Raw genomic sequence first — 23,041 nt, forward strand, 5'->3', positions numbered from 1 at the left:
GCGGCGGTATCGACCGGCCGCGCTGCGATCGCTACGGTGTCATGATACTACCAGTCACGCTAAATTGCAAACGTTTTACGGCTCGACGAATTGTAAAAAGTTTGTAAAAGGTTGCATTGCGTAACTATTTTATCGTGAGAACCACCACAAAGTGCTAGAAGGTGGCGAGGTCCGGATCCAGTGCCTCACCGGCCACGCCGCGCAGCGCGTCGATCTGCTCCATGTCGTGGAAACTCAGCTCAAAGTCGAATAACTGAGCATTCTCCTGGATGCGAGCCGCGTGAACGGACTTTGGCAGCGGCAGGAAATCGTGCTGCAGGGACCAGCGCAGGACGATCTGCGCGACGGTTTTGTGGTAACGCGCCGCGATTTTGGCCAGGGCCGGCACGTCGAAAATCTTGCCGGTGCCAAGCGGGCTGTAGGCCTCGCTCAGGATGTTGTGGGCCTTGTTGTAGGCGACCACTTCCGGCTGCAGGTCCGACGGGTTGAGGAAGATCTGGTTAACCGCCGGCTGCACCGTCGCGGTTTTGGCCAGGGCGTCGAGGTGCTTGGGCCGGAAGTTGGACACGCCGATGGCCCGCGCCTTGCCGGCCTTCAGAATCTCCTCCATCGCCCGCCAGGTTTCGGCGTTCGTGGCCTCCCAGCGGTCGCGGAAGGCGACCGGGTTCGGCCAGTGAATCAGGTACAAGTCGACGTAATCCAGGCCCAGCTTGGTCAAAGAGGCGTCAATCGCCTTGTGGGTCGCGTCATAGCCGTGCTCGCCGTTCCACAGCTTGGTGGTGACGAACAGCTCGTCGCGCTTGACGCCGGACTGGCGGATGCCGGCGCCGACGCTGTCCTCGTTGCCGTATGCGGCGGCGGTGTCGATGTGGCGGTAGCCGGCGGCGATGGCGGCCGCGACGCTGTCACGCGCGACGTCGCCGTCCGGGGTCTGCCAGGTGCCGAAACCCACGATGGGAATCTCGACGCCGTTGTTCAGCGTGTAAGTGTCGGTCAGTTTGGTCAAATGTGCCATTTTGTTCGCTCCTTATCAGAAAACTTGTGACTTACCATTAATTAGTGTAACAGACTTGCCTCGCTTCGACCAAAAATCATTGACGCGCGGCCGCATTTGGCCTAAGATACGAGTCAATAAGCGACGTTGAAGAGATAAGTAACCCCCACAAGCTGTGCAGAGAGCCGGAATTGGTGCGAACCGGTCAGCGGCGGCGGTGAAAATGGTCTTGGAGTCGCGCCCACGTGAGCGATGCGAGCGCGGACCGGGTGTACCCGTTAACGTACTATCGTATCGCGCTTGCGCCGTACGAGATGAGGGCCAGGCGGCGACGCCCGACCGAAACCGGGTGGTACCGCGCCAACGCGTCCCGCAGCAATGAACTATTGCTGCGGGACTTTTTTTGTACCAGGGCGCAGCCGGGCGAATGCGCGGGACGGGTAACGTAGGGTTGGCGCTTGAGGCCCGGGCTTGGCCTCGAGTGACGACCCAAGCTACCCTTCCCGCGGTGCCCCGCCGGCGCAAACCGCCGCTGCGGCGCCACTCGTCTCTCTCAACCATCACATCACAATTGGAGGCAACACCATGACTAAACTCGACACGCAACTGATTCAGGGTTCCAACCGCACCGACGACGCCAACACCGGCGCCATCGTGCCGCCGCTATACTTCTCCACCGCCTTTCGCCACCCCGGGTTGGGCGAGTCGACCGGCTACGACTACTCGCGGGTGACCACGCCGACCCGGGCGCTGCTTGAAGACCAGCTGGCCGCGATCGAAGGCGGCAGCCACGCCTTTGCCGTCAGCTCCGGCATGGCGGCGATCGACCTGGTTTTTGGCACCTTCACGAAGACCGGCGACTCGATCATCGCAAGCGACGACCTGTACGGTGGCACCTTCCGCTACTTCGACACGCGCCGCGACCGCTACAACATCCCCTACCGGACCTGGAACGGCCAAAACGTCGCCGACCTGGTCGCGCTTTTGACCCCGACCACCAAGCTGATCTGGCTGGAGTCGCCATCCAATCCGACGATGAAAATCATCGACATCCAGGCCGTCGCGACCGCCGTTCACGCGGTGCGGCCCGACGTGTTGATCGCCGTCGATAACACCTTTTTGACCCCGGTCTACCAGCGGCCGCTGACGCTCGGCGCCGACGTCGTGGTGCATTCGGCCACCAAGTACCTCGGCGGCCACAACGACCTGCTGGCCGGGGCCGTCGTGGTCCAAAACGCGGCGTTGGCGGCGCAGCTGGCGGCGCAGCTGACCACCACCGGCCAGACGCTGGCGCCGTTCGACGCGTGGCTTTTGCTGCGGTCGCTCAAAACGCTGGCCGTGCGGATGCGTACACACACCGCCAACGCCCAGTACCTGGCGGCCAAGCTCACCGCGCTGCCCGGCGTGGCCAAGCTGCTTTACGCCGGGGTCGGCGGCATGATCAGCTTTTACCTGGCCACTGGCTACTCGGTCGACGCCTTCTTGCGCGGCCTGCGCGTCTGTTCGTTCGCCGAGAGCCTGGGGTCCGTCGAGACGCTGGTCACGGTGCCGACGGTGCAGACCCACCACGACATGCCGGAAAAGCAGCGGCTGGCGCTAGGCATCACGCCGCAGCTGATCCGCGTCTCGGTCGGTCTAGAGGATCAAGACGACCTGCTGGCCGACCTGACCCAGGCCATCGCAGGCGCCAAGGCCTGAGAGCCGCGCCGCCACCGATTCCACGCAACCACCCACGCATTTTTCACACAGGAGGCACATCATGCACGATTGGACCACCATCATCAAGGCCACCACGGTCAAGGACCCCGCAAGCGGCGCCGTCAACACGCCGATTCACCTCAGTTCCACCTTTTATCAAGCAGACTTCGACCACTTCGGCGAGTTCGACTACTCACGCTCCGGCAACCCGACGCGCCAGGTCGGCGAGGCCGCCGTCGCGACGCTTGAAGGCGGCAAGCACGGCTTTCTTTTCAGCACCGGCATGGCCGCGATTTCCAGCGTCCTGGAGATTTTCAGCCAAGGCGACCACCTGCTGGTCTCCAAGTTCGTCTACGGCGGCACCTTCCGCATCCTGACGGAGGTGCTCAACCGCTTCGGCATCACCCACACCTTCGTCGACCCGACCGACCTGGCCGCAGTTGAGGCCGCGATTCGGCCCAACACCCGCGCGATTTACATCGAGACGCCGTCCAACCCGGTCCTCGCGGTCACCGACATCGGGGCCGTCGCCGAGCTGGCCCGCCGCCACAATCTGTTGACCATCGCCGACAACACCTTCATGTCGCCGGTTTTGCAAAAACCGCTGGCGCTTGGCGTCGACATCGTGGTGCATTCCGCCACGAAGTTCCTGTCCGGCCACTCCGACATTTTGGCCGGCGCCGCGATCACCAATGATGACGCCTTGGCCGACCGCATCTACTTCATCCAAAACGCGTTCGGCGCGACGCTCGGGGTGACCGACACCTTCCTCTTGCTGCGCGGCATCAAGACGCTGGGTGTTCGCATGGCAGCCTCGAGCAAGGCGGCGCTGGCGCTGGCGACCTGGCTGCAGGCGCAGCCGCAGGTCACGCGGGTCTGCTACCCGGGGCTTGAAGGCGACGCCGGCCACGCGATTCAGGCCAAGCAGGCGGTCAACGGCGGGGCAGTGCTGAGCTTCGACGTCGGCAGCGAGGCCAACGCCCGAATCCTGGCCGAGAGCCTGACCATCCCCGAGTTCTCCGTCAGCCTGGGCGGCGCCGAGTCGATTCTCTCCTACCCACCCAAGATGAGCCACGCCGAGATGAGCCCGGCGGAGCAGCTGGCCTGCGGCATCACCCCGGGGCTTTTGCGCTTCTCCGTCGGCCTGGAGGACCCCCGCGACCTGCAGGCCGACCTCGCCCAGGGGCTGGCGAAGCTGAAGTAGGCCGGGCCGGACCGGCAGCAATGATAGACGTTTCGCACCAGTTGTCGTGACGCGCCAAGTTGTGCGCGAGTGTGCCTTTAGCTGGTCGCACCCACGCCTCACCCAAAACACCAAAAGGCGCGAAGCCATCCCGTAGCAGTGCAGGGGGGCATCGCGCCGTTCGTGCAGTTTCGGATCAATTCTGCGACTAGTCACACGTATCAGCCGGGGCCTGTCTGCCTTGATTCAACGACATCACCCCAACTCAATCAGCAAATCTGCCATCTTTACCATTACCGGATCATGGGTGGCAACCATCACCAGCTTGCCGTTGTCAGCCAATTGGCGCATCAGCTGACGAACGGTTCTTGCACTATCCGAATCACGGGTACCTTGTCCAACATCGCCGCGATTGGGCTGAGGGTTAAGCGCTTTGCTGCGTGTCCAAGCCGCCGAGTCTTTTCCGCCACTTCTGACAAGTCGATGCGATCGGCTGTTCTCATCTGAGTTTTCTTCAGATTGCGCTCAGTTTCCCTGCGTGGCGCTACCTCCCAAAACAGGCTACGCTAGACTCGCCGCCAGGCTTTACACGCTGGCGGCGCCGTGCCACACTGTTGGCAATGGCACACAGGAGGCAGACAATGACGACGACAATTCTATTGGTGGAAGACGAGGCCGGACTGGCTGATTCTTTGACCACCGAGTTTCAGCTGGAGGGCATGACCGTGATCTGGGCCAAGGACGGCCTTGAGGCGCTGGACCGGTGGGCGCAAAACGCCGCGACGCTCGACTTGATCATCTTAGACTGGATGCTGCCGCGGCTGGACGGCTTCGGGGTGCTGCGCCGCATTCGCAAAACCAGCCAGATTCCGATCATCATGCTGACGGCGCGGGACTACATCGGCGACAAGGTGGCCGGGCTGACCGGCGGCGCCGACGACTACATCACCAAGCCCTTCGAGATGGAGGAACTGTTGGCCCGCATCGAGGTCGCGCTGCGCCACGGCCGCCCAGTGTCCGACAGCGATGCGACGTACAGCGTCGGCGACCTCACCGTGACGACGGCGACCAAGCGCGTGACCCGCGGCGGTGCCATCATTCCGCTGACCCAGCGCGAGTACGAGCTTTTGGTCGCCTTGGCGGCCAACCGCGATCAGCCCTGCTCGCGCGAGGCGCTACTCGACACCGTGTGGGGCGTGGATTTTGAGGGGCAGCCGAACATTTTGGACGTCTACGTTCGCAACCTCCGCAACAAAATCGACGCCGGCCCCTCCGGCCCCAAGCTGATCCACACCGTTCGCGGCGTCGGCTACATGCTGTCGGCCAAGGTCGAAGAGGCATGAGGCGCCGGCCGCACAACCAGTCCAGCGCCGCCATCATGCTGCGCAGCCTGACCAAGCTGATCGCCGTGGTGACGGTGGCGCTGGGGCTGGCGATCATTTTGGCGGTCGGCCATCAGCTGTTGGCCCAGGTTCGCACCACCACGGCTCACATCAGCCAAAGCCTGCGCCAGGCCGACATCGACGGCAACGACGACTGGGAAACTTGGCGGCGCAACAGCACCCTGGACACCAGCCAGACCTACGTCTACGTTCACAACATGCGAAAGGACGCCAAGGTCACCCAGTACCTGTCGCCCAACGCCGACGACGTGCTGGAAGTCGACCCGGTCAAGGTCCCCTTAATCGCCCATCTGTACTACCGCCCCAAAATCGGCTTCTTGTACCACCGCATGGTTCACGCCAAGGGCATCTACTACACGCTGTGGCAGAACATGGCGCCGCAGCTCGCCGTTTTGACGCTGGTGGTGCAGGTGACCGTCGTGTTGTTGGTGCTGACCTTGGTACTCACGCCGTTTTACATTCGGCGGCTGACCAAGCGGCTGACCGACCCGCTGACGGCGCTGTCGCAGACCACGCAAGCGATTGCCCGGGCCCAGGAGCCCGGCGACCTGCAGCTGCCGGTGCCCAAGCGGCCGACCGAGGTGACGGAGCTTGCCGGCAACTTCAACGCGCTGTTGCACCAGCTCGCCGAGCGTGAGGCCCAGCAGAAGCTCTTCGTGATGAACGCCGCGCATGAGCTGCGAACGCCGATCGCGACGATTCGCAGCCACGCCCAGCTGATCGAGCGGCACGGCGTCGCGCATCCCGAGATTGTGGCCAAGTCCGTCGGCTACATCACCGAAGAGTCGCGCCAGATGGAGCAGCTGATTGCCGAGCTGCTGCAGCTGTCTCGTGCCGACCGGCTGGCGCTGGATCTTGGTGACCTGGACCTCACCGCGACGGTCGCCGCCACCGTGCAAAAGCTGGTCGGCACCATCGCCCAGCCGATCGCAACCGACCTGACGCCGGGCCTCCACACCCAAGGCAACGCGCAGGCCCTGGACCAGATCCTGGTCAACCTGCTAACCAACGCGGCCAAGTACTCGCCCAAAGACTGTCCGATTACGGTCACGCTTAGCCCGAACGCGGCCGGCGAGCCGGTGGTAGCCGTCAAAGACGGCGGCATCGGCATCGATTCGGCGGACAAGGCACACGTCTTCGAACGCTTCTACCGCAGCGCCGACGTGCGGGGCACCGTCGCCGGCACCGGGCTTGGGCTGGCAATCGCCGCGCAGCTGGCCAAGCTGACCCACGCGACGCTTGCCGTCGCCGACAACCAGCCGCGCGGCACCGTTTTCTTTCTAACCCTGCCCAAGGGCTGATGCAACCACCGTCAAAAAACTTTTGGCGGTGGTTTTTTGGCTTTCTGAAAAATCTTCAGCTTCGCTTCCCGCCGCCACGCGGCTCGCGCCGGCCGGCTGAAGAAAATTGAGTTTCGCCTCAGTTTTCGTGAGTGGGAACAAGCGACCGTGGCGCCTATCCTAGAGTCATTCAGATGGGAGGTCGCAACATGTCACAACCCAACACCCTGGCGGCTGCGCCAGGCCGCGCCTTATCGCCGCACCGCGCCTTCGCCCAGTGGCTGGCCGCGACACTTTTGGTGCTGTTCATCCTGCTGGCGCTTGGCGTCGTCAGCCACGCCGCCTGGCTGCGCCACCTCGACGCGGCGGCCAGAGGCGTCGCCACCCGAGGCATCACGCCGCTGAACACGGCGCTTTTCAAGGCGGTGGCGGTGCTCGGCAGCCCCGCTTCCTGCCTCATTGTCGCCGCCATCATCGGCTGGTGGCTGTGGCGCCGCCGGGACGCGGCGGTGGCGCTGTGGTTCACCGGCGTTCAGGTCGCCGGGCTGGCCGCCGCCGAGATCGTCAAGGGCGTGACCGGAAGGCAACGCCCGACGCACCAGCTGGTGGCGGACACCGGCTTCAGCTTCCCCAGCGGCCACGTGTTCGCCACCACGCTGCTGGTGATTCTGCTTCTTGTCATTTTCCTGCCGGAGCTTGGCGACCAGGAGACCCAGCTGGTGGCGCTGCTGCTGGCGCTGGTGTGGATCGGGCTGGTCGCCGCGTCGCGCGTCTACCTGCGCGACCACTTCGCCTCGGATGTCTTGGCCGGCGCCTTGCTGGCCGCAAGTTTTGGCGCGGCGGCAACCGCCGGCGCCGCGGCGCTGCAGTGTCGCCTGCAGCGCTTGATCGAAAGGAAGGCTCACGCATGAACACGCAAAAACTCACGATTGTGATTCCCGCTTACAACGAGGAGGCCGTGCTGCCTTCGACCATCCAGCGCCTCTTGGCCATCGAAGACACCGTGGCCGCCCAAAGCCCGGCGACCGCCCGTCTCGACCTCTTGATTGTCGACGACGGCTCGACCGACCGCACCTGGGCCATCATCGAAGACGCGCATCGCCAAAACTCGCGGGTCCGGGGGCTGCGTTTTTCCCGCAACTTCGGGCACCAGGCGGCCCTGATCGCCGGCATGCAGGCCGCGGTCGCCACGGCCGACGCGGTCGTCACCATCGATGCGGATCTGCAAGACGACCCGGACAAGATTCCCGAGATGGTCGAGCGCTACGCGGATGGCGCCGACATCGTCTACGGCGTTCGCAACAACCGCGACACCGACACGTGGTTCAAACGCACCACCGCCGAGGGCTACTACAAGGTGCTGCGGCTGCTCGGCGTTGACCTGGTGCCGGATCACGCCGATTTTCGCCTGATGTCGCGCCGCGCCGTCACCACCTTCTTGGCCTACCCCGAACGCAACATCTTCATCCGCGGCCTGATTCCCAAGCTCGGCTACCCCACCGCCCAGGTCACCTACAAGCGAACCCCGCGGCTGGCCGGCGAGTCCAAGTACCCGCTGCGCAAAATGCTCGCGTTCGCCTGGGACGGCATCACCAGCCTGACCATCGCGCCGGTGCGGCTGATCCTGCTGCTCGGCACCCTGTCTTGCCTGCTGGCGATCGGCATGGTCACCTACGCCGTCGTGATGAAGCTACTGGGGCTGACCGTTCACGGCTGGTCGTCTCTGATGGTGTCCTTGTGGTTCGTCGGCGGCGTTCAGATGATCAGCCTGGGCGTGATCGGCGAGTACATCGGCAAGCTGATGACCGAGGTCAAGGGCCGGCCTCGCTACACGGTTCAGACCGTGCTGGACTAGCCGATGGTCAAAATTCGCCCCGCATTCCTACCGTTGCTGCTGGTCGCCTGCCTGGCGCTGGCCGCCTTCAGCGTTTTGATCAAGCCGCTTGGTCCGGCGAGCCTGATTCTGACGGTGCTGGTCGTGGCCACCGCGCGGCTTTTGGCCCCCTGGGTCGCCGGCTGGTCGCACCGGCGGCTGGCCTGGGTGGTGGCCCTGGTGCTGGTCGCCGCGCTGTGCGGCCAGCTGGCGGTGCGACACGCGCTGCCCGACACGATTTACCACGACCCGTTTCGAGTGCTGGCCCAGGCCGACCGGCTAGCGGCCGGCCTGTCCGGATTCGGCTCCACGTATTTTTGGCGCTATCCCAACAACGTGCCGCTGGCGTTTCTTTTGGCCCAGTAGCTGCGGCTGACGGCGGCGCTGCACCTCGGCGCCAGCGTGGCGGTGCCATTGCTCAGCCTGCTTTGCCTTGATGGTTTCATCGGGCTTGCCCTGCTCACCGCCTGGCAGCTCAGCCGGCGGCCGACCGTCGTGCTGGGCACCCTTGCCTTTGTCGCACTGACGCCTTTCGCCTACACCTACTACCTGCAGGTCGCCTACTCCGACCTGCCGACGCTGCTGGTGCTGCTGGTGATTCTGCGGCAGTTCTGGCGCTGGCCGCGCCTCGCCGGTGCCGGGCGCTGGCGGTCCGGGACCCTTTTGGTCGGCACCGTCACCCTCGGCGCCTTGCTCAAGCCCAACCTAATTGTCCTGCTGCCGGCACTGGCAATTCTCGCCTGGCTGCTGTGGCGACGCGGTTCCCGCACCGCGGCCCGGTCCCTGGACGGCCACCGGTCGGGCCCAAAGCACCTGGTGCTGCCAATTCTACTGGTGGTGCTGGGGTTTGCACTGACGCCGCCGCTCACCACCGCCATTCGCCAAGCCAGCGGCTACACCGCAAACGACGCCTACGCCCTGCCGGTGACCAACTGGCTAGCGATGGGCGTGAACGCCGCGCATCGCGGCACCTACGCCGGCCCAGATGTCGCCGCCGCCATCGCCCTGCCGACCAAGGCGGCGCGAAACCGCCACGCCGTCGCCCTCATCACCCAGCGGGTGCGGCGGCTCGGACCCTGGGGCCTGATTCGCCTGTGGGTGGTGAAGCTCGGGGTGCTGCTGAACCCCAGCAGCATCCAAGACTGGTACAACGGCGGCTTCCGGGCCGCGCCGGCCTGGTACCTGCGCCACGCCGCGTTCCTTCGCACGCTCACCGCGCTGAGCTACACCGTTGCCACCCTGACGCTGTGGCTGACGCTGGCCGGCCGCCTGCTCACCTGGCGGCCGGACTGGACGCGCCAAGCCGACGTGGTGGCGGCGCTTTGCGTGATCACCGCGCTGGGCTACCTGGCCTTTCACGTCCTGCTGTGGGAAGTTGAAGGCCGCTACGGCCAGGTGCTGGTGCCGCTGGCGCTGGTCGCCGTGGCGGCGCTGCCGCGACCGGCTCGCCCCACAATCGCTCGCCGGCAGGCCGCAAGCCGCCGGGGCGAGGCGCCTGCGGGGAAAAAGCGCCGGGGCGAAACGCTTGCGGGTGAGAACGGCCGCGGCACAATGCTCTGGCGTGAGAACCACCGAGGCACAATCCTTGCGGGGGCGACGCGCCGCGGCGAGCGTCCAACCACCGCGCGTCCTGCCGCCGACTTGCGGCGGCCGCGCCCGGCCTGGCTGCCCGGCACCCTGGCCGCCGCCCTCACCCTGGCCGCCGCGCTGCTGCTGGCGGCAAGCGCCGGTCGCAGCGCCGCCACGCCGGTGGTGGTCGCCGCCCAGCGCAGCCAGCAGTCCGAGCAGTACGGGGCCAAGGCGACGTGGCTGATTCCCGGCACCGTGGCGACCCAGGCGGTGACGCTGAACGGGCCGGCCAACTATTTTTCCGTCCAGGGGCACCCCGGCACCGCGCTGACGGTCACGCTGACCAACGCGGCGACCGGTCGCAGCCGGCGCTTGCGGCAGGAAGGCTCCGTGTTCCGGCTGCGCCACGCGCTTGCCGCCGGCCGCTACCGGATCACCGTTCGCAACCTGAGCGGCCGCCGGCAGCCGCTGGACATCGTTCACACACAGCAGCTGCGCCTGAGTGCCAAGCCGCTGGTCACCAACGGCTTCGCCGACCCCGCGGCCAGCCTGGTGTATACCTGCCTTGCAAGGAGGACTCACAATGGATAAACATGCCACCCTTTCGCGCTTTCAGTTCGGCGCTATCCTGCGCTACCTGGTGGTCGGCGGCCTCACCACCGGCATCAACGTCGTGCTGTTTTTCACCCTCACACACCTCGGGGTCGCCTGGTTTTGGGCCAACCTCGCCGCGTGGTGGCTGAGCGTCGCCTTCGCCTTCGTCGCCAACAAAACGGTGGTGTTCAACTCCGCGACCACCGCGCCGCTGGCGGTCCTGCAAGAGGCCCTGGGCTTCTTCGGCCTCCGCGGGGCGTCGTTGGCCGTCGACACCGCGATTCTCTTCGTCGGCCTGAGCCTGCTTCACGCGGCGCCGCTTGTGGTCAAGCTGGTCGACCAGGTCGTCGTGATCGTCCTCAACTACGCCTTCAGCAAGCGCCTGTTCAGCCGCTGAACTAGTGAAAACTAGGCAAAAGCAAACGCGCCACCCCAACCGCATGTTTGCGGTTGGGGTGGCGCCTTCGTGTCTTATCTCAAGTTTCGAACCACGTTGACCCAGCGGTCGTTGCCGCCGTCACACCCGCTTTTCCATCTCCAGATCGGTGACGGCAAAGCCGGCCTTCTCGTAGACGTGCCGGGCCCGGTGGTTGCGGCCGAATACGTGCAGGCCGATGCGCAAAACGCCGCGAGCCGCGGCGGCCTCATCCAAACGCCGCAGCGCCGCCGTGCCGATGCCTTGGTCCTGGCTGGCCGCATCCAGCTTGATGTCGTAGATGAAAAAGCGCCGCTGTGCTTGGTCCCAGCTGACCCACAGGCTGCCGACGCCAACGCCTTCGCACGTGATGGTCCACAGCAAGGCATCGGGCGTGGCCAGCCCCTGCGGCAGCAGGCTGGCGAAGGCGCGTTGCGCATTGGCCAAGGCGACTGCCGCAGGCCACGTGCCGGCCGCGATTTTGTCTTGGGCATACTCCGGCACCGCCTGGGCGAGCCAGGCCGCATACGCCGCCTCGGTCATCGGTATCAGTGTGACATTGGCCATCACAGTCCCTCCTTTGGGCCGGCCGGTCGGGCTGCAAAAGCCCGGTGCGGTGCGGCCGAACGCTCGCCCCAACGCGGCCCGGTCCGAATCCGGCGCACGGTCGGTCGGGCCAGCCTCAGTCCTGAAGCGCCGCGATGCTTTGGTCGACCACCACGACGTCGGAAGGCCAAGGCGTGTCGACGCCGCGAACCTTCTGGTAGGTGTCGGCACCCTTGCCGCCGACCACCAGCACGGCGCCATCCGCGTTCGCGGCCAGCGCTTCTTCTATGGCGGTGCGGCGATCGAGCACCTTGTGAACCGTCACGTGGTCGTGGTCGATGCCGGCGTCGATCTGGTCGACGATGGCGGCCGGATCCTCGAAGCCGGGATCATCGGTGGTCAGGTACGCCGTCGCCACGCTTTCGTTGATCACCTGCGCGAAGTCGGCGCGGCGCGAGACGCCCTTGTCACCGGGGGCCCCGAGGACCAAGTTGATTGGGGCCTGCGGGTACTCCTTGTTGATGAAGTGGAACAAGGCGGCGAGGCTGCCGTAGTTGTGGGCAAAATCGATGAACACCGTCCCGTGGCCTGCGACCTGGCGGAACTCCATGCGGCCCGGAATCATCACGTTGGCGACGCCCGGCACCGCGTTGGTCGCGTCGACGCCGGCCAGGCCGGCGGCGATGGCGGCGGCCGTCGCGTTGCTCTCGTTGAAGTCACCGATCAGCCGCAGCCCGTAAGTGTTACCGAGGTTCAGGGCGGCCGCCTTGTCGGTCACCGGCACCAACTTGAAGCGGCTCTCGGAGGTATCGGCCTCCAGGTTCTCGAAGCGAAAATCGATGTCGAGCTTCGGATCGGCCGGCTTGAACTCGGCACTGGCGTAAAGGTAGATGCTGTCTGGGTTGGTGGTGGTGGTCGCCGCCGCGTAGACCGCATCGAAGTGCTCGGTCTCCGCGTTCAGCACCACCTTGCGGGAGTTGACCAACAGCTGCAGCTTGTTGTGCAGGTAGTTGGCAAAATCCGGGTGCTCGTTGGGGCCGATGTGATCCGGCGTGATGTTCAGGAACACGCCGACGTCGTAGGTCAGACCGAACACCCGGCTCTTCAGGTAGGCCTGGCTTGAGACCTCCATCACCATGTGGGTCATGCCGTTGTCGACCGCCTCGCGCATGTCGCGGAACAAGTCGATGGACTCGGGCGTCGTCAGGTGTGATTTTTGCCGCTGGTCCGGGCTTGGGCCCAGCACCCGCTCGATGGTCGAGGACAGGGCGACGCGCTTGGGATGCGCCTGCTCGAGGATGCCGCGGGTGAAGTAGGCGCCGGTGGTCTTGCCCTTGGTGCCGGTGAAGGCGATCACGAACAGATCGTCTTGGGGAAAATCAAAGAACGCCGCCGCCAGAATCGCCATCGCCTTCTCGACGTTGACGACGATCAGCGCGTTCATGCCGTTGCCTTCGACGTAAGGCTTCTCGGCCACGTAGGTCGTCGCCCCGTTGTCTCGCGCCATCGACAGGTAGATCGGCCGAAAATGCGCCCCCTTGCAGAAAAACAGCGTGGGGCCGGAGACCTTGCGCGAGTCGAGGCTGATCCCCGTCATCTCAACGCCGATTGAGTTTTGAACCGCGCTGCTTTTCAGCAGGTGGTGCTCCTTGAGTAGCAAAATGCATGCGTTCAACGATAATGACATTGTCTTTCCTCGTTTCGATCCAGTCTAGTTGCTCTATTATACCATGGAATCGGCCACCCGCGTGATGACCACCGGGTAGGCCCCGGCCGGCGCGGCCACCGTCACGCGGTCGCCGACGCGGTGGTGCAGCAGCGCTTGGCCCAAAGGCGAGTCGCTGGCGAGGTTTTCAGGCGCCATGCTGGCCTCGTGCCGTCCGACCAGTCGGTAGGTCGCTAGGTCCTCGGGGGCCGTCGCCGCCAGCACCGCGGCGACGCGAGCGGCGGCCACCTTGGCAGCCGCATCGGCGGTAGACGCATTCGCAGCGGCGGCTGCCGCGTTCGTACCGGCCACCGCGGCGGTGGCGGTCGCCGCATCCCCGCCGGTGGTCGCGCCGGCCCCGCGGCCTTGGTCTTCATCCACGAAGGCGACGGTCACTACCTTGCCGATCGCGACCGCATCCCCGGCCGGCGTCGCGACGACCTGGGCGTAGCGAATCAGCTTGTCCAGGTAGCGCAGCCGGCTTTCCAGGTGGCGCAAGTCGCGCTTGGCCGCGCTGTAATCCGCGTTTTCGGACAGGTCACCCAGGGCCCGGGCCGCCTGCAAAACCGCAATGCGGTGCGGCCGCTGCTTTTGCAGCGCCGCGACCTCCGCGTGAAGCTTCGCTAGTCCTTCTGCCGTGATGTCGTAGAATTCCATTGTGCCACCTCCGCCTTCACTATAACGCACCGGGGCCGCACCTGACGAGTGCGGCCCCGGCCTTGTATAATTAAGTTAATGTAAGGAGGCGTCCTAATGAACAACGTTGTGACCATTCACCTCGATCCGGAGACCCAGGCCCAAGTCGACCGCTACCTGGCGCTGCACGGCGTCTCTTTGAACGTCTTTGCCGCCGCCGCGATGCGCCAGGCGATCGAGGCGGCCGAATCTGGCGCCCCCAGCAACCGGGGCGATTGCGGGAGCCGGGGCGATTGCGGGAGCCGGGGCGATTGCGCCGCCGGGCCGGCCGCCACGGGAACGGGCGCGACCACCGCGCATCAGGCGGCGCTTGAGGCGGCCCAGCGTGAGGCCGCGGCCGCCCGGGCGGCCCTGGACAGCGCGGCCACCGCGCTGGCTCAGGTTCGGGCGCAGTACGGCGTGTAGAACGGCGGCGCAGCGCAACCACGGCCGACCGTGAATGCGGACCGCGGGACTGCACACACCGGCGGGACGCCGGTCAGAAGAATCGCCCCCGCTGGAAACCACTACTCCCGCTTTGCCCAGTCGTAGGGCTGAACGGCGGCCTCGAGCGGCGCGTTTTCACGCTGGGCGTAAAGGTAGTTGAAGTCCAGCTTCAGCAGCCACTGGGCGCTCAACCCGGTCGCCGCCTCAATCTGCCGGGCCACGGGCGCCGACATGAAGGCCTTGCGATTGAGGATGAAGGACAGCTGCTTTTGTGATATGGCGATGTGCTGGGCAAAATCCGCCTGGGTCAGGTGGTGAAACGCCATCAACTCCCTCAGCGCATCGGCGGCTGAGGTGCTGGCGACAATAGGCATAGCGACGCCCTTGCTAAATTCATAATCCTGCATGAGACCCTCCTAATGGTAATCTTCGATTGCAACAATCAGGACCTTCGTCGTCTCGGCATCGTCCGTTGTTCGGATGCCATAATCATTGGCACCGGCGAAAATGAGCCGCCAATTCGCCGTCACATCTACCGCCCAAAGTCCGGCACGATCTCCGAGCAAACCATGAAGTCGTGCCGGCGGAAAGCGCGAAATCTCTCGCAACGTCGCGGCGGCCGCCAACTCATCCATTCGTTCTGCCAAGCGGTTGGCCCTGACCCAGCCAAAAGCCCGAACGCGTTGCCGTTGCTCGCGCAGCTGCCGGCCGAGCTTGCGACTGACAAACCTGATTTCCATTTTTGACCGCCTCATCTTACCACAGGGGAATATTCCCGTCTAGTAAACAGCAAAGATCGAACCTCACTATGATGAGATTACCGCAAAGCGGCTGCATCACCCGTTACCAATCAAAAAGCGGCCGGTCCTCCCGTTTTCCGGGAAAGGACCGGCCGCTTCGCGTGGTCAGTTAGAACAGGTTGGCGAAGAACTCGCCGATGCCGCGGAACAGCAGGACGAAGAAGTTGGCCTTCTCCGCCGCCTTGGCGGTTTGGACGGTGACCTTGGCGCCGGTTTTGCCGCTCAGGTAACCCAGGTCGTCGCCCTTGGCCGCGATGTTGGCCGTCGCGACCGTGGTGCCATTGTTGACCGGGGCCTCGATTGTGTTGGCCTTCACCAGCTTCTTGGTCTTGTAGTTGTAGGCGAGGTCCTTGGCCGTGGTGCCGGTTGGAACCCAGATGCTGACGGTTTTGGTCGCCGCAAGCGGCACCGTCGCGGTTTTGCCCTTGTCGACCTTGACCGCACTGTGGCCGGCCAGCGGCTGACCGGCGGTGGTCACCTTCATCAGCTTCCAGCTGCTCAGGGTGGCACGCATCAGCTTGGCCGTCTGGTCGAAGCGGCGGGTCTTGGCGGTGCCGTTAGCGTGGAGAACGACGGTGATGATGCGCATCCCGTTCTTCTCGACGGTGCCGGTGAAGCAGTCGCCGGCCTTGTCCGTCGTGCCGGTTTTGAGGCCGTCGACGGGCAGGTCCTTTTGCGCCGCGACCAGGCCCGGCAGCATCCAGTCGTAGTTGTCCATCTTGGTCGCGTCGCTGGTGCCGGCGCGGAAGGTCGCGGTTTTGATTGTCGTGGTGTCGAGCACTTCGGGAAAATCAGCCAGCAGGTGCCGGGCGACCACGGCGACGTCCTTGGCGGTCATGCTGTTCTCGTCGTCGGCGCTGCTGCCGGGGTAGCGGTCGACGGTCAGCGAGCTGTTCGGCAGCCCGGTGGCGTTGACGATGTGGGCGTCCTTGATGCCCCATTTTTCCAGCTGGGCGGACATCAGGTCGACGAACTTGCTCTGGCTGCCGGCCACCGCGTTGCCCAAAAGCATCATCGCAGCGTTGGCCGAGTAGACGAAGCTGGCCTGGTAAAGCTCCTTGACCGAGTACGTCCCATCCACGCGCAGCGGCACGTTGGACAGCGCCGTGTCCTGGGAGATTTTGTAAATCGCCTGGTCCGGCGCCACCTTGTCGCTCCAACTGAGCTTGCCGGACTTGATCGCGTCAAGCACCAGGTACAAAGACAGCATCTTGGTCATCGACGCGATGGGCAGCTGCTTGTCGGCGTTCTTGGCGAAAAGGATCTTGCCCGTCTTCGCCTCGACGGCCAGGGCCGCAGAGGCGTCGATGCTGACGGTGCTGGCCGCGGTTGCGGCCTGAACGCCGGCGACCGGCGCCACGCCGGCCCAGACGCTGAGGGTTGCGACCATTACAATGAGGCCGCGCCAAAATTTCTTCATGTCATAATCTCCTAAGCTAATTCGGTAAGTGCTGAACAATTCGGTGGTACTGGCGACGCTTGGTGCTGGCAATGCTGGTGCCGGTAGCCGCACCTCCGGGCCGCGGGGAGGCCGAGCTGCGCGGCCGGTCTCCGCACGGCTCCGACCTAAAATCAAAGCCCCCGTCGCCTGCGGCTCCTTTGGGGTCTTTGATTTTGCCGGGATTAGGTGGCGAGAGCCTGCACAACCCGCAGTCTCTCGTCGCCTAATCCTTTCGCGGCCCGGTCTCCCCGCTACCCTCCGGTTGCTGCATTGTACTTAACTGCAACCATCCGGCCGGGCGGAAATCTGCGGCATAAAAATTGTCGTCCCTATCTGAGTCGAATTCAAAAATCAAAACGAGTCTGCAATCGAGACCGTGTCACGGCGTTTGTTGAAGAAACCACGGTATCAGGCAGCTCGGACGCCCCACTGCGTCGCCACCGGAGGGACTCGGGACGGGAACGCCGTGAAAGAATCGGTTGCCCGGAAGACTCGCGGGTTGTGCGAGGCTTTCGCGCAACCGATTCCGGCAGATTTGGAGACAGGGTAGCCGCAACGCGGCTCCGGCTTCAAATCTAGGTCCGAGACCGCGGCTCGGACGCCCCACTGCGTTCCCGTCCCGAGTCCCGGAGGTCCAGGCCGTAACGCGGTGCAGCTAACCCCGCGGCTTTTCGCCCTCTCTTTTCAGCGTCTCCCCCACCTTCAGCGGCAGGTGGATGACGAAGCTGGTCAAAGCCGCGGTGGAGTCGGCGTAGATGTAGCCGCCGTGCAAGGCGATGATGCTCTGGGCGATGGCCAGGCCGAGGCCGGTGCCGCCGGTTTCCTGCGACCGCGACTCCTCGACACGGTAGAAGCGGTCGAAGAGCTGGTTCAGCGCGTCGTTGGGGATCGGCTGACCGTCGTTGGAGACCTTGATCACCACCTCGGAGCCGACCTTTTGGGCGTCGAGGAAAATGTGCTTGCCGCCCTTGCCGTACTTCAAGGCGTTGACAATCAGGTTGTTGAACACGCGGCCGAGCTTTTCGGTGTCGGCCTCCATCATCAGGGGATCGGGCTCGCCCTTGACGACGATGGTCATGCCTTTTTTGGAGGACTCCATCTCGAAGCTCGCGGCCAGCTGCTCGAGCATCGCCAGCATGTCGAACTGGACGGTGTTCAAAGGCGTCGTGGTCTGGCGAACCTTGGTGTATTCAAAAAGGTCCTCGACCAACACCTTCATCTGCTTGGCCTTGAGGTAAGCGGTGTGGGTGTATTTCAACAGCTCGTCTCGGCTGCGGTACTGGTTGTCCTCGATCAGGCCGAGGTAGCCGATGATCGAGGTCAAAGGCGTTCGGATGTCGTGCGAGACGTTGGTAATCAGTTCGTCTTTGCTCTGCTCGATCTTGCGTTCCTCGGCCATCGAGTTGACGGTCGAATCGACCAGCGCGTTGATGCTGTTGATCACCTTTTGCAGGTCGGTGTTGACGGCCAGGCGAACGCGGTGGTCCAGGTGGCCATCGGCGATGTAGTGCAGCTCGCGGATGACGTGGCGCATCTGCATCTGCCGGTAGCGGCGAATCAGGCGCCAGTAGATGACGGCGAGGTCGATCAGCGCCATCGCGATGCCGAAGACGTTGCGCCAGCTCCACAGGTGAGCCCGGTTGGCGCCGAAGGTCAGCACCTGCTTGACGCTCCAGATGGAGTCTTGCAGGTTCTGGTTGGCCGCGATCATCTGCTTGAGCAGCACGAAAATCGCGAAGTTCAGCATCAGCAACAGCACCAGGGTGACCAGGCCCTCGAACCACAGCTCGGATTTCTCCTTGCCGGTCAAGTGTACCTTTTCACCCATTACGCTTCGACCTTGTAGCCGACGCCCCAGACGGTTTCGATCACCTTCTCGCCGCCGGTCGCCTCCTCAATCTTGTCGCGCAGGTGCGAGACGTGGACCATCACCGTTTTGGCGGAGACGATCGACTCCTGCTGCCAGACCCGCTCGAAGATTTCGTCGGCGGAAAAAACGCGGTTGGGGTGTGAGGCCAGCAGGTACAAGATGCCGAATTCAAGCGCCGTCAGCTGAATCTGCTTGCCGGTCAGGGTGGTGACCTCGTGGCTGTCCTTCTTGATGGTCAGCGGCCCGACCTCCAGCTCGTCGGGCTCGGGGTTGGTCACGTTGTTTTGGCTGCGGCGCAGCAGGCTTTTGACCCGGGCCATCACCTCAAGCGGGTTGAACGGCTTGGTCACGTAATCGTCGGCGCCGGTGATCAGCCCCTGAATCTTGTCCATGTCGCCGGTCTTGGCCGACACGATGATGATGGGAATCTGCGAGTCCTTGCGAACCTGCCGCACCACCTCGATGCCCGACATGTTGGGCATCATGATGTCGAGAATCATCAGCGCGATGTCGGGGTTGGTCGCCAGGCGGGTGATCGCCTCCTTGCCGCTGTAAGCCAGGATCGGTTCATAGCCTTCGTTTTTCACGTAAATGCTGAGTAGTTCCACGATTTCTTTGTCGTCGTCGACAATCAGGATTTTCATACCATTCGCTCCCTTTTCACGGGTAATCACGTCGCATACATTGTACCAAACCTCACCGCCCCGCGCTTGCCGGCCGGCGCAACGACTGGAAAAACTTAATCTGTGGGTGGGGCGGGTTTGCAACGGGCAGAGCCCGTCCCCCAGAGCAAGCCAAAAAAGCACGAGGCCGTTGCTTCACAGCGGTTCGCGCCACTTTTGCGCCAGGTCACACCAACTTCTCATGCCCCTCACCTAGGCAAAAAGCGGCACTTCTTGATACAATGCATCCGCAGACAAAGTGATATGAGCGGTGGTCCCCACTTCCGAAAGCCGGTGATGCCAATGACGCTGAGGCGGATTGGTGGTCGGATTCTGGTGGAAAGGAGGACACGGCAAACTCGTGATCCCGTCCTGGACGGCGATCGTGGTGTTTCTCAGTGGTTCGACGCTTGCGACCTACGCGTTACGCAAACAGGTCGCAAGCCTGAACCGGCTGATGGCGGAAATCGAGCAATCGATTGAAGCCATCGGCCGCCTGGTCGTTGCGATTCAGGCACTGAGGGCCATCACCAAAAAATGAGCAAGCTAAAAGCCGCGCAGATAACTTTTCCCGAGTTTAACGCGGCTTCTTAGCTTCTTAGACTTGGGCCACCGCTCTTAACGCGGTAGTCTGCAAGGCGGCACCCTGGCAGGGATGCCGTTTTTTGCTGGCTTCAGTATAACATGGCCTGTTCGCGGCGGTAAAGCCGCGTCACACCAACTTCTCATGCCCCTCACCTAGGCAAATCAAACCGCTTCTTGGTACAATGCATCCGCAGACAAAGTGATCTGAGCGGTGGTCCCCCACTTCCGAAAGCCGGTGATGCCAATGACGCTGAGGCGTGTTGGTGGTCGGATTCTGAAAGAAAGGAGTCTTTGCAAACTCGTGATCCCGTCTATGACGGCGATCGTGGTGTTCCTCAGTGGTTCGACGCTTGCGACCTACGCGTTACGCAAACAGGTCGCAAGCCTGAACCGGCTGATTGCGGAAATCGAGCAATCGATCGCAGCCATCGGCCGCCTGGTCGTTGCGATTCAGGCACTGAGGGCCATCATCAAAAAATGAGCAAGCTAAAAGCCGCCCACATAACTTTTTGACCGAAGTAGTGGCGGCTTCTTAGCTTCCATAACACTTGGGCCACCGCTCTTAACGCGGTAGTCTGCAAGGCGGCACCCTGGCAGGGGTGCCGTTTTTTGCTGCCTCCAGTATAACATGGGCCGGCACCGACCGTAAACCGCCGGCGTCACTCGCTGTAGTCAACCCCGGTCGGCTTGTAATCTTCGGTCTCCGACCCGGTGTACTCGAGCTCGCCGTTCGCGTTCACGCGGTAGGTGTACTCCCACTTCTGAACCGTGTGAAGCTCGTTCCACATGTAAACGGCCACGGTGGCAAAACCATCGGTGAACCCGGGTTTCAACCCGATTTGGTCGGAGTCGTTGACCGCCGACTCGTCTGCCCCATGCGCAACCAGGGCCAGCTTGACCCAGTGAAGTAGCTGCGCCTGCGTCAGGTTGTGGACATCGACCTCGCTGTCATTGGCGCTGGAAGCGTCGGAGGCGGCGGCCGTGCTTTCGTCAGCGGTCGCCGTTTCGGCGGCCTTGACCGTGAGCTGCTTCACCAGCTTGGCCAGATCCTGACTCTTGAACTGCTTTTGCCACGCGGCGGCCAGGTCAACGTGAACCCCTTTTTGCTTCATGTAGGCATATGGCACTGCAACCTGGGACGCCACCATGTAAGCATGATCGCCCACGATGGTGATGGTCGGCGTCTTGCCTTCAAAGCTGAGGCTCAGGTAGTAGGCGTGGCTGCCGGCCGGCACGTCGGAGTACAGACTGCTGCTCGGGGTGGCCGTCACCTTATCTCCGGATTCCAGCAGCTGCTGGCCGCTCATCGCCTGTTTCTCCGCTCCCGGCGCCAGCAAAACCAGCGCCAGCTTCTCCGCAACCGTCGCGGCTCGCGGCGGCTTGGCCGCAGCGGCCCGGCTGGCACTGGCCGCCGCCTGGGCCTTAGCCTTGGATGCGGCCTGGGCCTTGGCTTTGGCCCGGCTGCTGACCCGAGCGGCGCTGAGGCTGGACGCGCGAGCCGCCGATTCGGCCACCTGGTTGTGGTGCCAGAAAAGCCCCAGCGCCACGGCCAAAATCACCACCACCGCCGCAACGCCAATACCGATCAGCGCCGGTCGCGGCAACGCGCGGTGACGCTTGGCGGAGCGGTTGGCGGAGGTGCGGTCATCATGCGCTACGGTTGCGGCAGTTGTGGCGCGAGTCGCGACCCCGCTTGCGGTATTTGCGGCACCGGCAGCAGTTGCGGCGCTGGTGGTATTGGCGCCGCCGGCCGCGGCTGTGGATTCCTCACCGGCCTCGTCGTGTGGTGCGGCTTTCGTCGTGCCACCATCGGCGGCCCGATTCGACTGTTCGGGCAGCGCCTGATTGGCCGCAGCACCAGGCGTCTCGGGCTTGGTCTCTGACTTGGTCTCGGGATCGGTCTCGGGCTTGGCCTCAGTCTTGGTCTCTGTCGCCACGTTGCCCTGCAGCGCGGCCCATTCGGCCAGCAAGTCCAGGTCAAAGTCCGTGGCCTTGCCTTGTTGATACTCCGCCACGCTGGGCTCACGCCCCATCGTCGCCTCGAAGCGCTTCACCCATTTTTCGTTCGGTGCCATGTTTTCCTCCATCTGAAACAGTTGCGACGCCTGATACCAAATTACTCGTTAGTGGCTTCCAGGTACTCCTCACTCATGCCGGGATCACCAACGCCGGCGCTATTTTGCATCGTCATGAGCGAGGTCATCGCCCTGAGGTCGTGGCTCTGCCACAGCCGTTGCCACTGCGCGTTCAGGTCGACGCGCATGCTGTTGGCCACCAGCCAGCGATAGGTGTGAATCTCCTCGGTGGCGTACACATAAGCGGTACCACCATTGATCATCACGATGACTGGATGATTGTCCGCGCGGGATGTAGTTTCCGAGAGGCGGTAGGCCAAAACGCCATCCGGAGCGTCACCGATGAACTCATCCCCGTAATACACGTCCTCGGTCTGCCAGTCGTCGATGAGTGACCGGCCGGTCGGCGAGTAGTCATCGATCCCGGGCGTCAGCAGCACCAAGGCCAGCTGCTGAAGGGTCGTCGGCGCGGTCGTCGGTTTGGCCGCGGCTGCGGCCTTACTGCTCGCGGCTGCCTTGCTGCTAGCCGCTGCCTTGCTACTCGCGGCTGCCTTACTACTGGCCGCCGCCTTACTGCTGGCTGCCGCCTTGCTGCTGGCTGCCGCCTTGCTGCTGGCCGCCGCCTTACTGCTGGCTGCCGCCTTGCTGCTCGCGGCTGCCTTACTGCTGCTCGCGGCCTTGTTGCTCGCCCGAACGCTGGCAACCACGAGTTTGCTGGTGCTTGCGGCCGCGGCCTGCTTTTGGCCATTCAGATGAAGCCAGACCAGGCCCATGGCGACGCCCAAAATCACCACAAAGCTGACGATGCTCCCGACAATCACCGTTCGCCGCGACCAGTGGCGGCGGTGCTTGCCGCCGTTGCCGTCGGGCCGCGGTGGCGTGGGAGTGGCTGCGGTCGCCGCCGTATTGGTTTCATCTGCGGTCTGCGTAGCTGTTGCGGTCACAGCCGCGGCCGGGGCAATCTCCGGCAGCTTGCTCAGGTCGAACCCGCTCGCCTTGCCGGCCTGGTACTCCGCGATGGTCGGGTTGCGCCCGGTCAGCTCGCCGAATCGCTTCACCCATTCCTCGTTTGGTGTCATTGTGCGTCCTCACTCCCAGCAAAATATAGTCAAATTGATTTTTATAATAGTCACTGTATGCATCAAAAAATGGTATCACGCCGAATAATAATTATTCAGAAGTATCAAATTTCTGCCTTCAATTATTCAATAGCAAATCACAGTGTT

At 63.6% G+C, this 23,041-nt stretch carries 23 protein-coding genes; 12 read left to right on the forward strand and 11 right to left on the reverse strand.

From position 1 onward, the window contains the following. Nucleotides 1–154: 154 nt before the first annotated feature. On the reverse strand, nt 155–1,015 hold the full coding sequence (locus NUH19_RS06890; RefSeq protein WP_262315813.1) for an aldo/keto reductase: 861 nt from the start codon (nt 1,013–1,015) through the stop codon (nt 155–157). Between the two features lie 564 nt (nt 1,016–1,579). Between NUH19_RS06890 and NUH19_RS06895 the strand changes: the two genes are divergently transcribed. The 9 genes from NUH19_RS06895 (at nt 1,580) to NUH19_RS06935 (ending at nt 10,991) form a co-directional block, all read left to right on the forward strand. Beyond that, the gene (locus tag NUH19_RS06895) at nt 1,580–2,692 is read left to right on the forward strand and encodes a trans-sulfuration enzyme family protein (protein WP_262315814.1); all 1,113 of its coding nucleotides are present in this window, start codon (nt 1,580–1,582) and stop codon (nt 2,690–2,692) included. Between the two features lie 61 nt (nt 2,693–2,753). Next, nucleotides 2,754–3,896: a trans-sulfuration enzyme family protein gene (locus NUH19_RS06900; RefSeq protein WP_262315815.1), complete on the forward strand. Its 1,143-nt coding sequence runs from the start codon at nt 2,754–2,756 to the stop codon at nt 3,894–3,896. Between the two features lie 620 nt (nt 3,897–4,516). Then, on the forward strand, nt 4,517–5,218 hold the full coding sequence (locus NUH19_RS06905; RefSeq protein WP_262315816.1) for a response regulator transcription factor: 702 nt from the start codon (nt 4,517–4,519) through the stop codon (nt 5,216–5,218). After that, nucleotides 5,215–6,579, forward strand: a complete 1,365-nt coding sequence (locus NUH19_RS06910; protein ID WP_262315817.1) for a HAMP domain-containing sensor histidine kinase — start codon at nt 5,215–5,217, stop codon at nt 6,577–6,579. The genes NUH19_RS06905 and NUH19_RS06910 overlap by 4 nt, the downstream gene beginning before the upstream one ends. Before the next feature lie 188 nt (nt 6,580–6,767). Next, on the forward strand, nt 6,768–7,469 hold the full coding sequence (locus tag NUH19_RS06915; protein WP_262315818.1) for a phosphatase PAP2 family protein: 702 nt from the start codon (nt 6,768–6,770) through the stop codon (nt 7,467–7,469). Then, complete coding sequence (locus NUH19_RS06920) at nt 7,466–8,413, forward strand: glycosyltransferase family 2 protein (RefSeq protein ID WP_262315819.1); 948 nt, start codon at nt 7,466–7,468, stop codon at nt 8,411–8,413. Before NUH19_RS06915 ends, NUH19_RS06920 begins: the two co-directional genes overlap by 4 nt. Before the next feature lie 3 nt (nt 8,414–8,416). After that, nucleotides 8,417–8,797 (forward strand): hypothetical protein, encoded by a 381-nt coding sequence (locus NUH19_RS06925; protein WP_262315820.1) that lies wholly within the window; start codon nt 8,417–8,419, stop codon nt 8,795–8,797. A gap of 48 nt (nt 8,798–8,845) precedes the next feature. Further along, on the forward strand, nt 8,846–10,591 hold the full coding sequence (locus NUH19_RS06930; protein WP_262315821.1) for a hypothetical protein: 1,746 nt from the start codon (nt 8,846–8,848) through the stop codon (nt 10,589–10,591). Next, on the forward strand, nt 10,584–10,991 hold the full coding sequence (locus NUH19_RS06935) for a GtrA family protein (RefSeq protein ID WP_262315822.1): 408 nt from the start codon (nt 10,584–10,586) through the stop codon (nt 10,989–10,991). The genes NUH19_RS06930 and NUH19_RS06935 overlap by 8 nt, the downstream gene beginning before the upstream one ends. 120 nt (nt 10,992–11,111) lie before the next feature. Here NUH19_RS06935 and NUH19_RS06940 read toward each other — a convergent pair whose 3' ends face one another. The 3 genes from NUH19_RS06940 to greA form a co-directional block, all read right to left on the reverse strand. Next, nucleotides 11,112–11,576, reverse strand: a complete 465-nt coding sequence (locus tag NUH19_RS06940; RefSeq protein ID WP_262315823.1) for a GNAT family N-acetyltransferase — start codon at nt 11,574–11,576, stop codon at nt 11,112–11,114. 115 nt (nt 11,577–11,691) lie between these two features. Beyond that, the gene (locus NUH19_RS06945; RefSeq protein WP_262315824.1) at nt 11,692–13,242 is read right to left on the reverse strand and encodes a UDP-N-acetylmuramoyl-L-alanyl-D-glutamate--2,6-diaminopimelate ligase; all 1,551 of its coding nucleotides are present in this window, start codon (nt 13,240–13,242) and stop codon (nt 11,692–11,694) included. Nucleotides 13,243–13,278: 36 nt separating this feature from the next. Beyond that, entirely contained in the window at nt 13,279–13,917 is a 639-nt protein-coding gene (gene greA, locus NUH19_RS06950) for a transcription elongation factor GreA (protein ID WP_262315825.1), read from the reverse strand. A 96-nt stretch (nt 13,918–14,013) separates the two neighbouring features. Here greA and NUH19_RS06955 point away from each other — a divergent pair, with 96 nt between their 5' ends. Further along, on the forward strand, nt 14,014–14,361 hold the full coding sequence (locus NUH19_RS06955; protein WP_262315826.1) for a hypothetical protein: 348 nt from the start codon (nt 14,014–14,016) through the stop codon (nt 14,359–14,361). 101 nt (nt 14,362–14,462) lie between these two features. Here NUH19_RS06955 and NUH19_RS06960 read toward each other — a convergent pair whose 3' ends face one another. The 5 genes from NUH19_RS06960 to croR form a co-directional block, all read right to left on the reverse strand. Then, a complete protein-coding gene (locus NUH19_RS06960) occupies nt 14,463–14,789 on the reverse strand; it encodes a helix-turn-helix transcriptional regulator (RefSeq protein ID WP_262315827.1) in 327 nt (108 codons plus the stop codon). A gap of 9 nt (nt 14,790–14,798) precedes the next feature. Beyond that, the gene (locus NUH19_RS06965; protein ID WP_262315828.1) at nt 14,799–15,122 is read right to left on the reverse strand and encodes a type II toxin-antitoxin system RelE/ParE family toxin; all 324 of its coding nucleotides are present in this window, start codon (nt 15,120–15,122) and stop codon (nt 14,799–14,801) included. Nucleotides 15,123–15,291: 169 nt separating this feature from the next. Further along, nucleotides 15,292–16,602 carry a D-alanyl-D-alanine carboxypeptidase gene (locus NUH19_RS06970; protein WP_262315829.1) on the reverse strand — a complete coding sequence of 437 codons (1,311 nt, stop codon included), beginning with the start codon at nt 16,600–16,602 and terminating at the stop codon, nt 15,292–15,294. A gap of 676 nt (nt 16,603–17,278) precedes the next feature. Beyond that, the gene (locus tag NUH19_RS06975; protein WP_262315830.1) at nt 17,279–18,451 is read right to left on the reverse strand and encodes a sensor histidine kinase; all 1,173 of its coding nucleotides are present in this window, start codon (nt 18,449–18,451) and stop codon (nt 17,279–17,281) included. Next, nucleotides 18,451–19,137 (reverse strand): response regulator transcription factor CroR, encoded by a 687-nt coding sequence (croR, locus tag NUH19_RS06980; RefSeq protein ID WP_262315831.1) that lies wholly within the window; start codon nt 19,135–19,137, stop codon nt 18,451–18,453. Before croR ends, NUH19_RS06975 begins: the two co-directional genes overlap by 1 nt. Nucleotides 19,138–19,516: 379 nt before the next feature. Between croR and NUH19_RS06985 the strand changes: the two genes are divergently transcribed. Together NUH19_RS06985 and NUH19_RS06990 are read left to right on the forward strand one after the other, a co-directional pair. Continuing rightward, nucleotides 19,517–19,696: a hypothetical protein gene (locus NUH19_RS06985; protein ID WP_262315832.1), complete on the forward strand. Its 180-nt coding sequence runs from the start codon at nt 19,517–19,519 to the stop codon at nt 19,694–19,696. Nucleotides 19,697–20,041: 345 nt separating this feature from the next. Further along, nucleotides 20,042–20,221 (forward strand): hypothetical protein, encoded by a 180-nt coding sequence (locus NUH19_RS06990; protein ID WP_262315833.1) that lies wholly within the window; start codon nt 20,042–20,044, stop codon nt 20,219–20,221. A gap of 178 nt (nt 20,222–20,399) precedes the next feature. Here the strand turns inward: NUH19_RS06990 and NUH19_RS06995 are convergent, their stop codons facing one another. Both NUH19_RS06995 and NUH19_RS07000 read right to left on the reverse strand, forming a co-directional pair. After that, complete coding sequence (locus tag NUH19_RS06995) at nt 20,400–21,815, reverse strand: hypothetical protein (protein WP_262315834.1); 1,416 nt, start codon at nt 21,813–21,815, stop codon at nt 20,400–20,402. A gap of 41 nt (nt 21,816–21,856) precedes the next feature. Beyond that, complete coding sequence (locus tag NUH19_RS07000; protein WP_262315835.1) at nt 21,857–22,894, reverse strand: hypothetical protein; 1,038 nt, start codon at nt 22,892–22,894, stop codon at nt 21,857–21,859. Nucleotides 22,895–23,041 lie beyond the last annotated feature (147 nt).

The organism is Lacticaseibacillus parakribbianus, from assembly GCF_025490915.1.
Classification (GTDB): domain Bacteria; phylum Bacillota; class Bacilli; order Lactobacillales; family Lactobacillaceae; genus Lacticaseibacillus; species Lacticaseibacillus parakribbianus.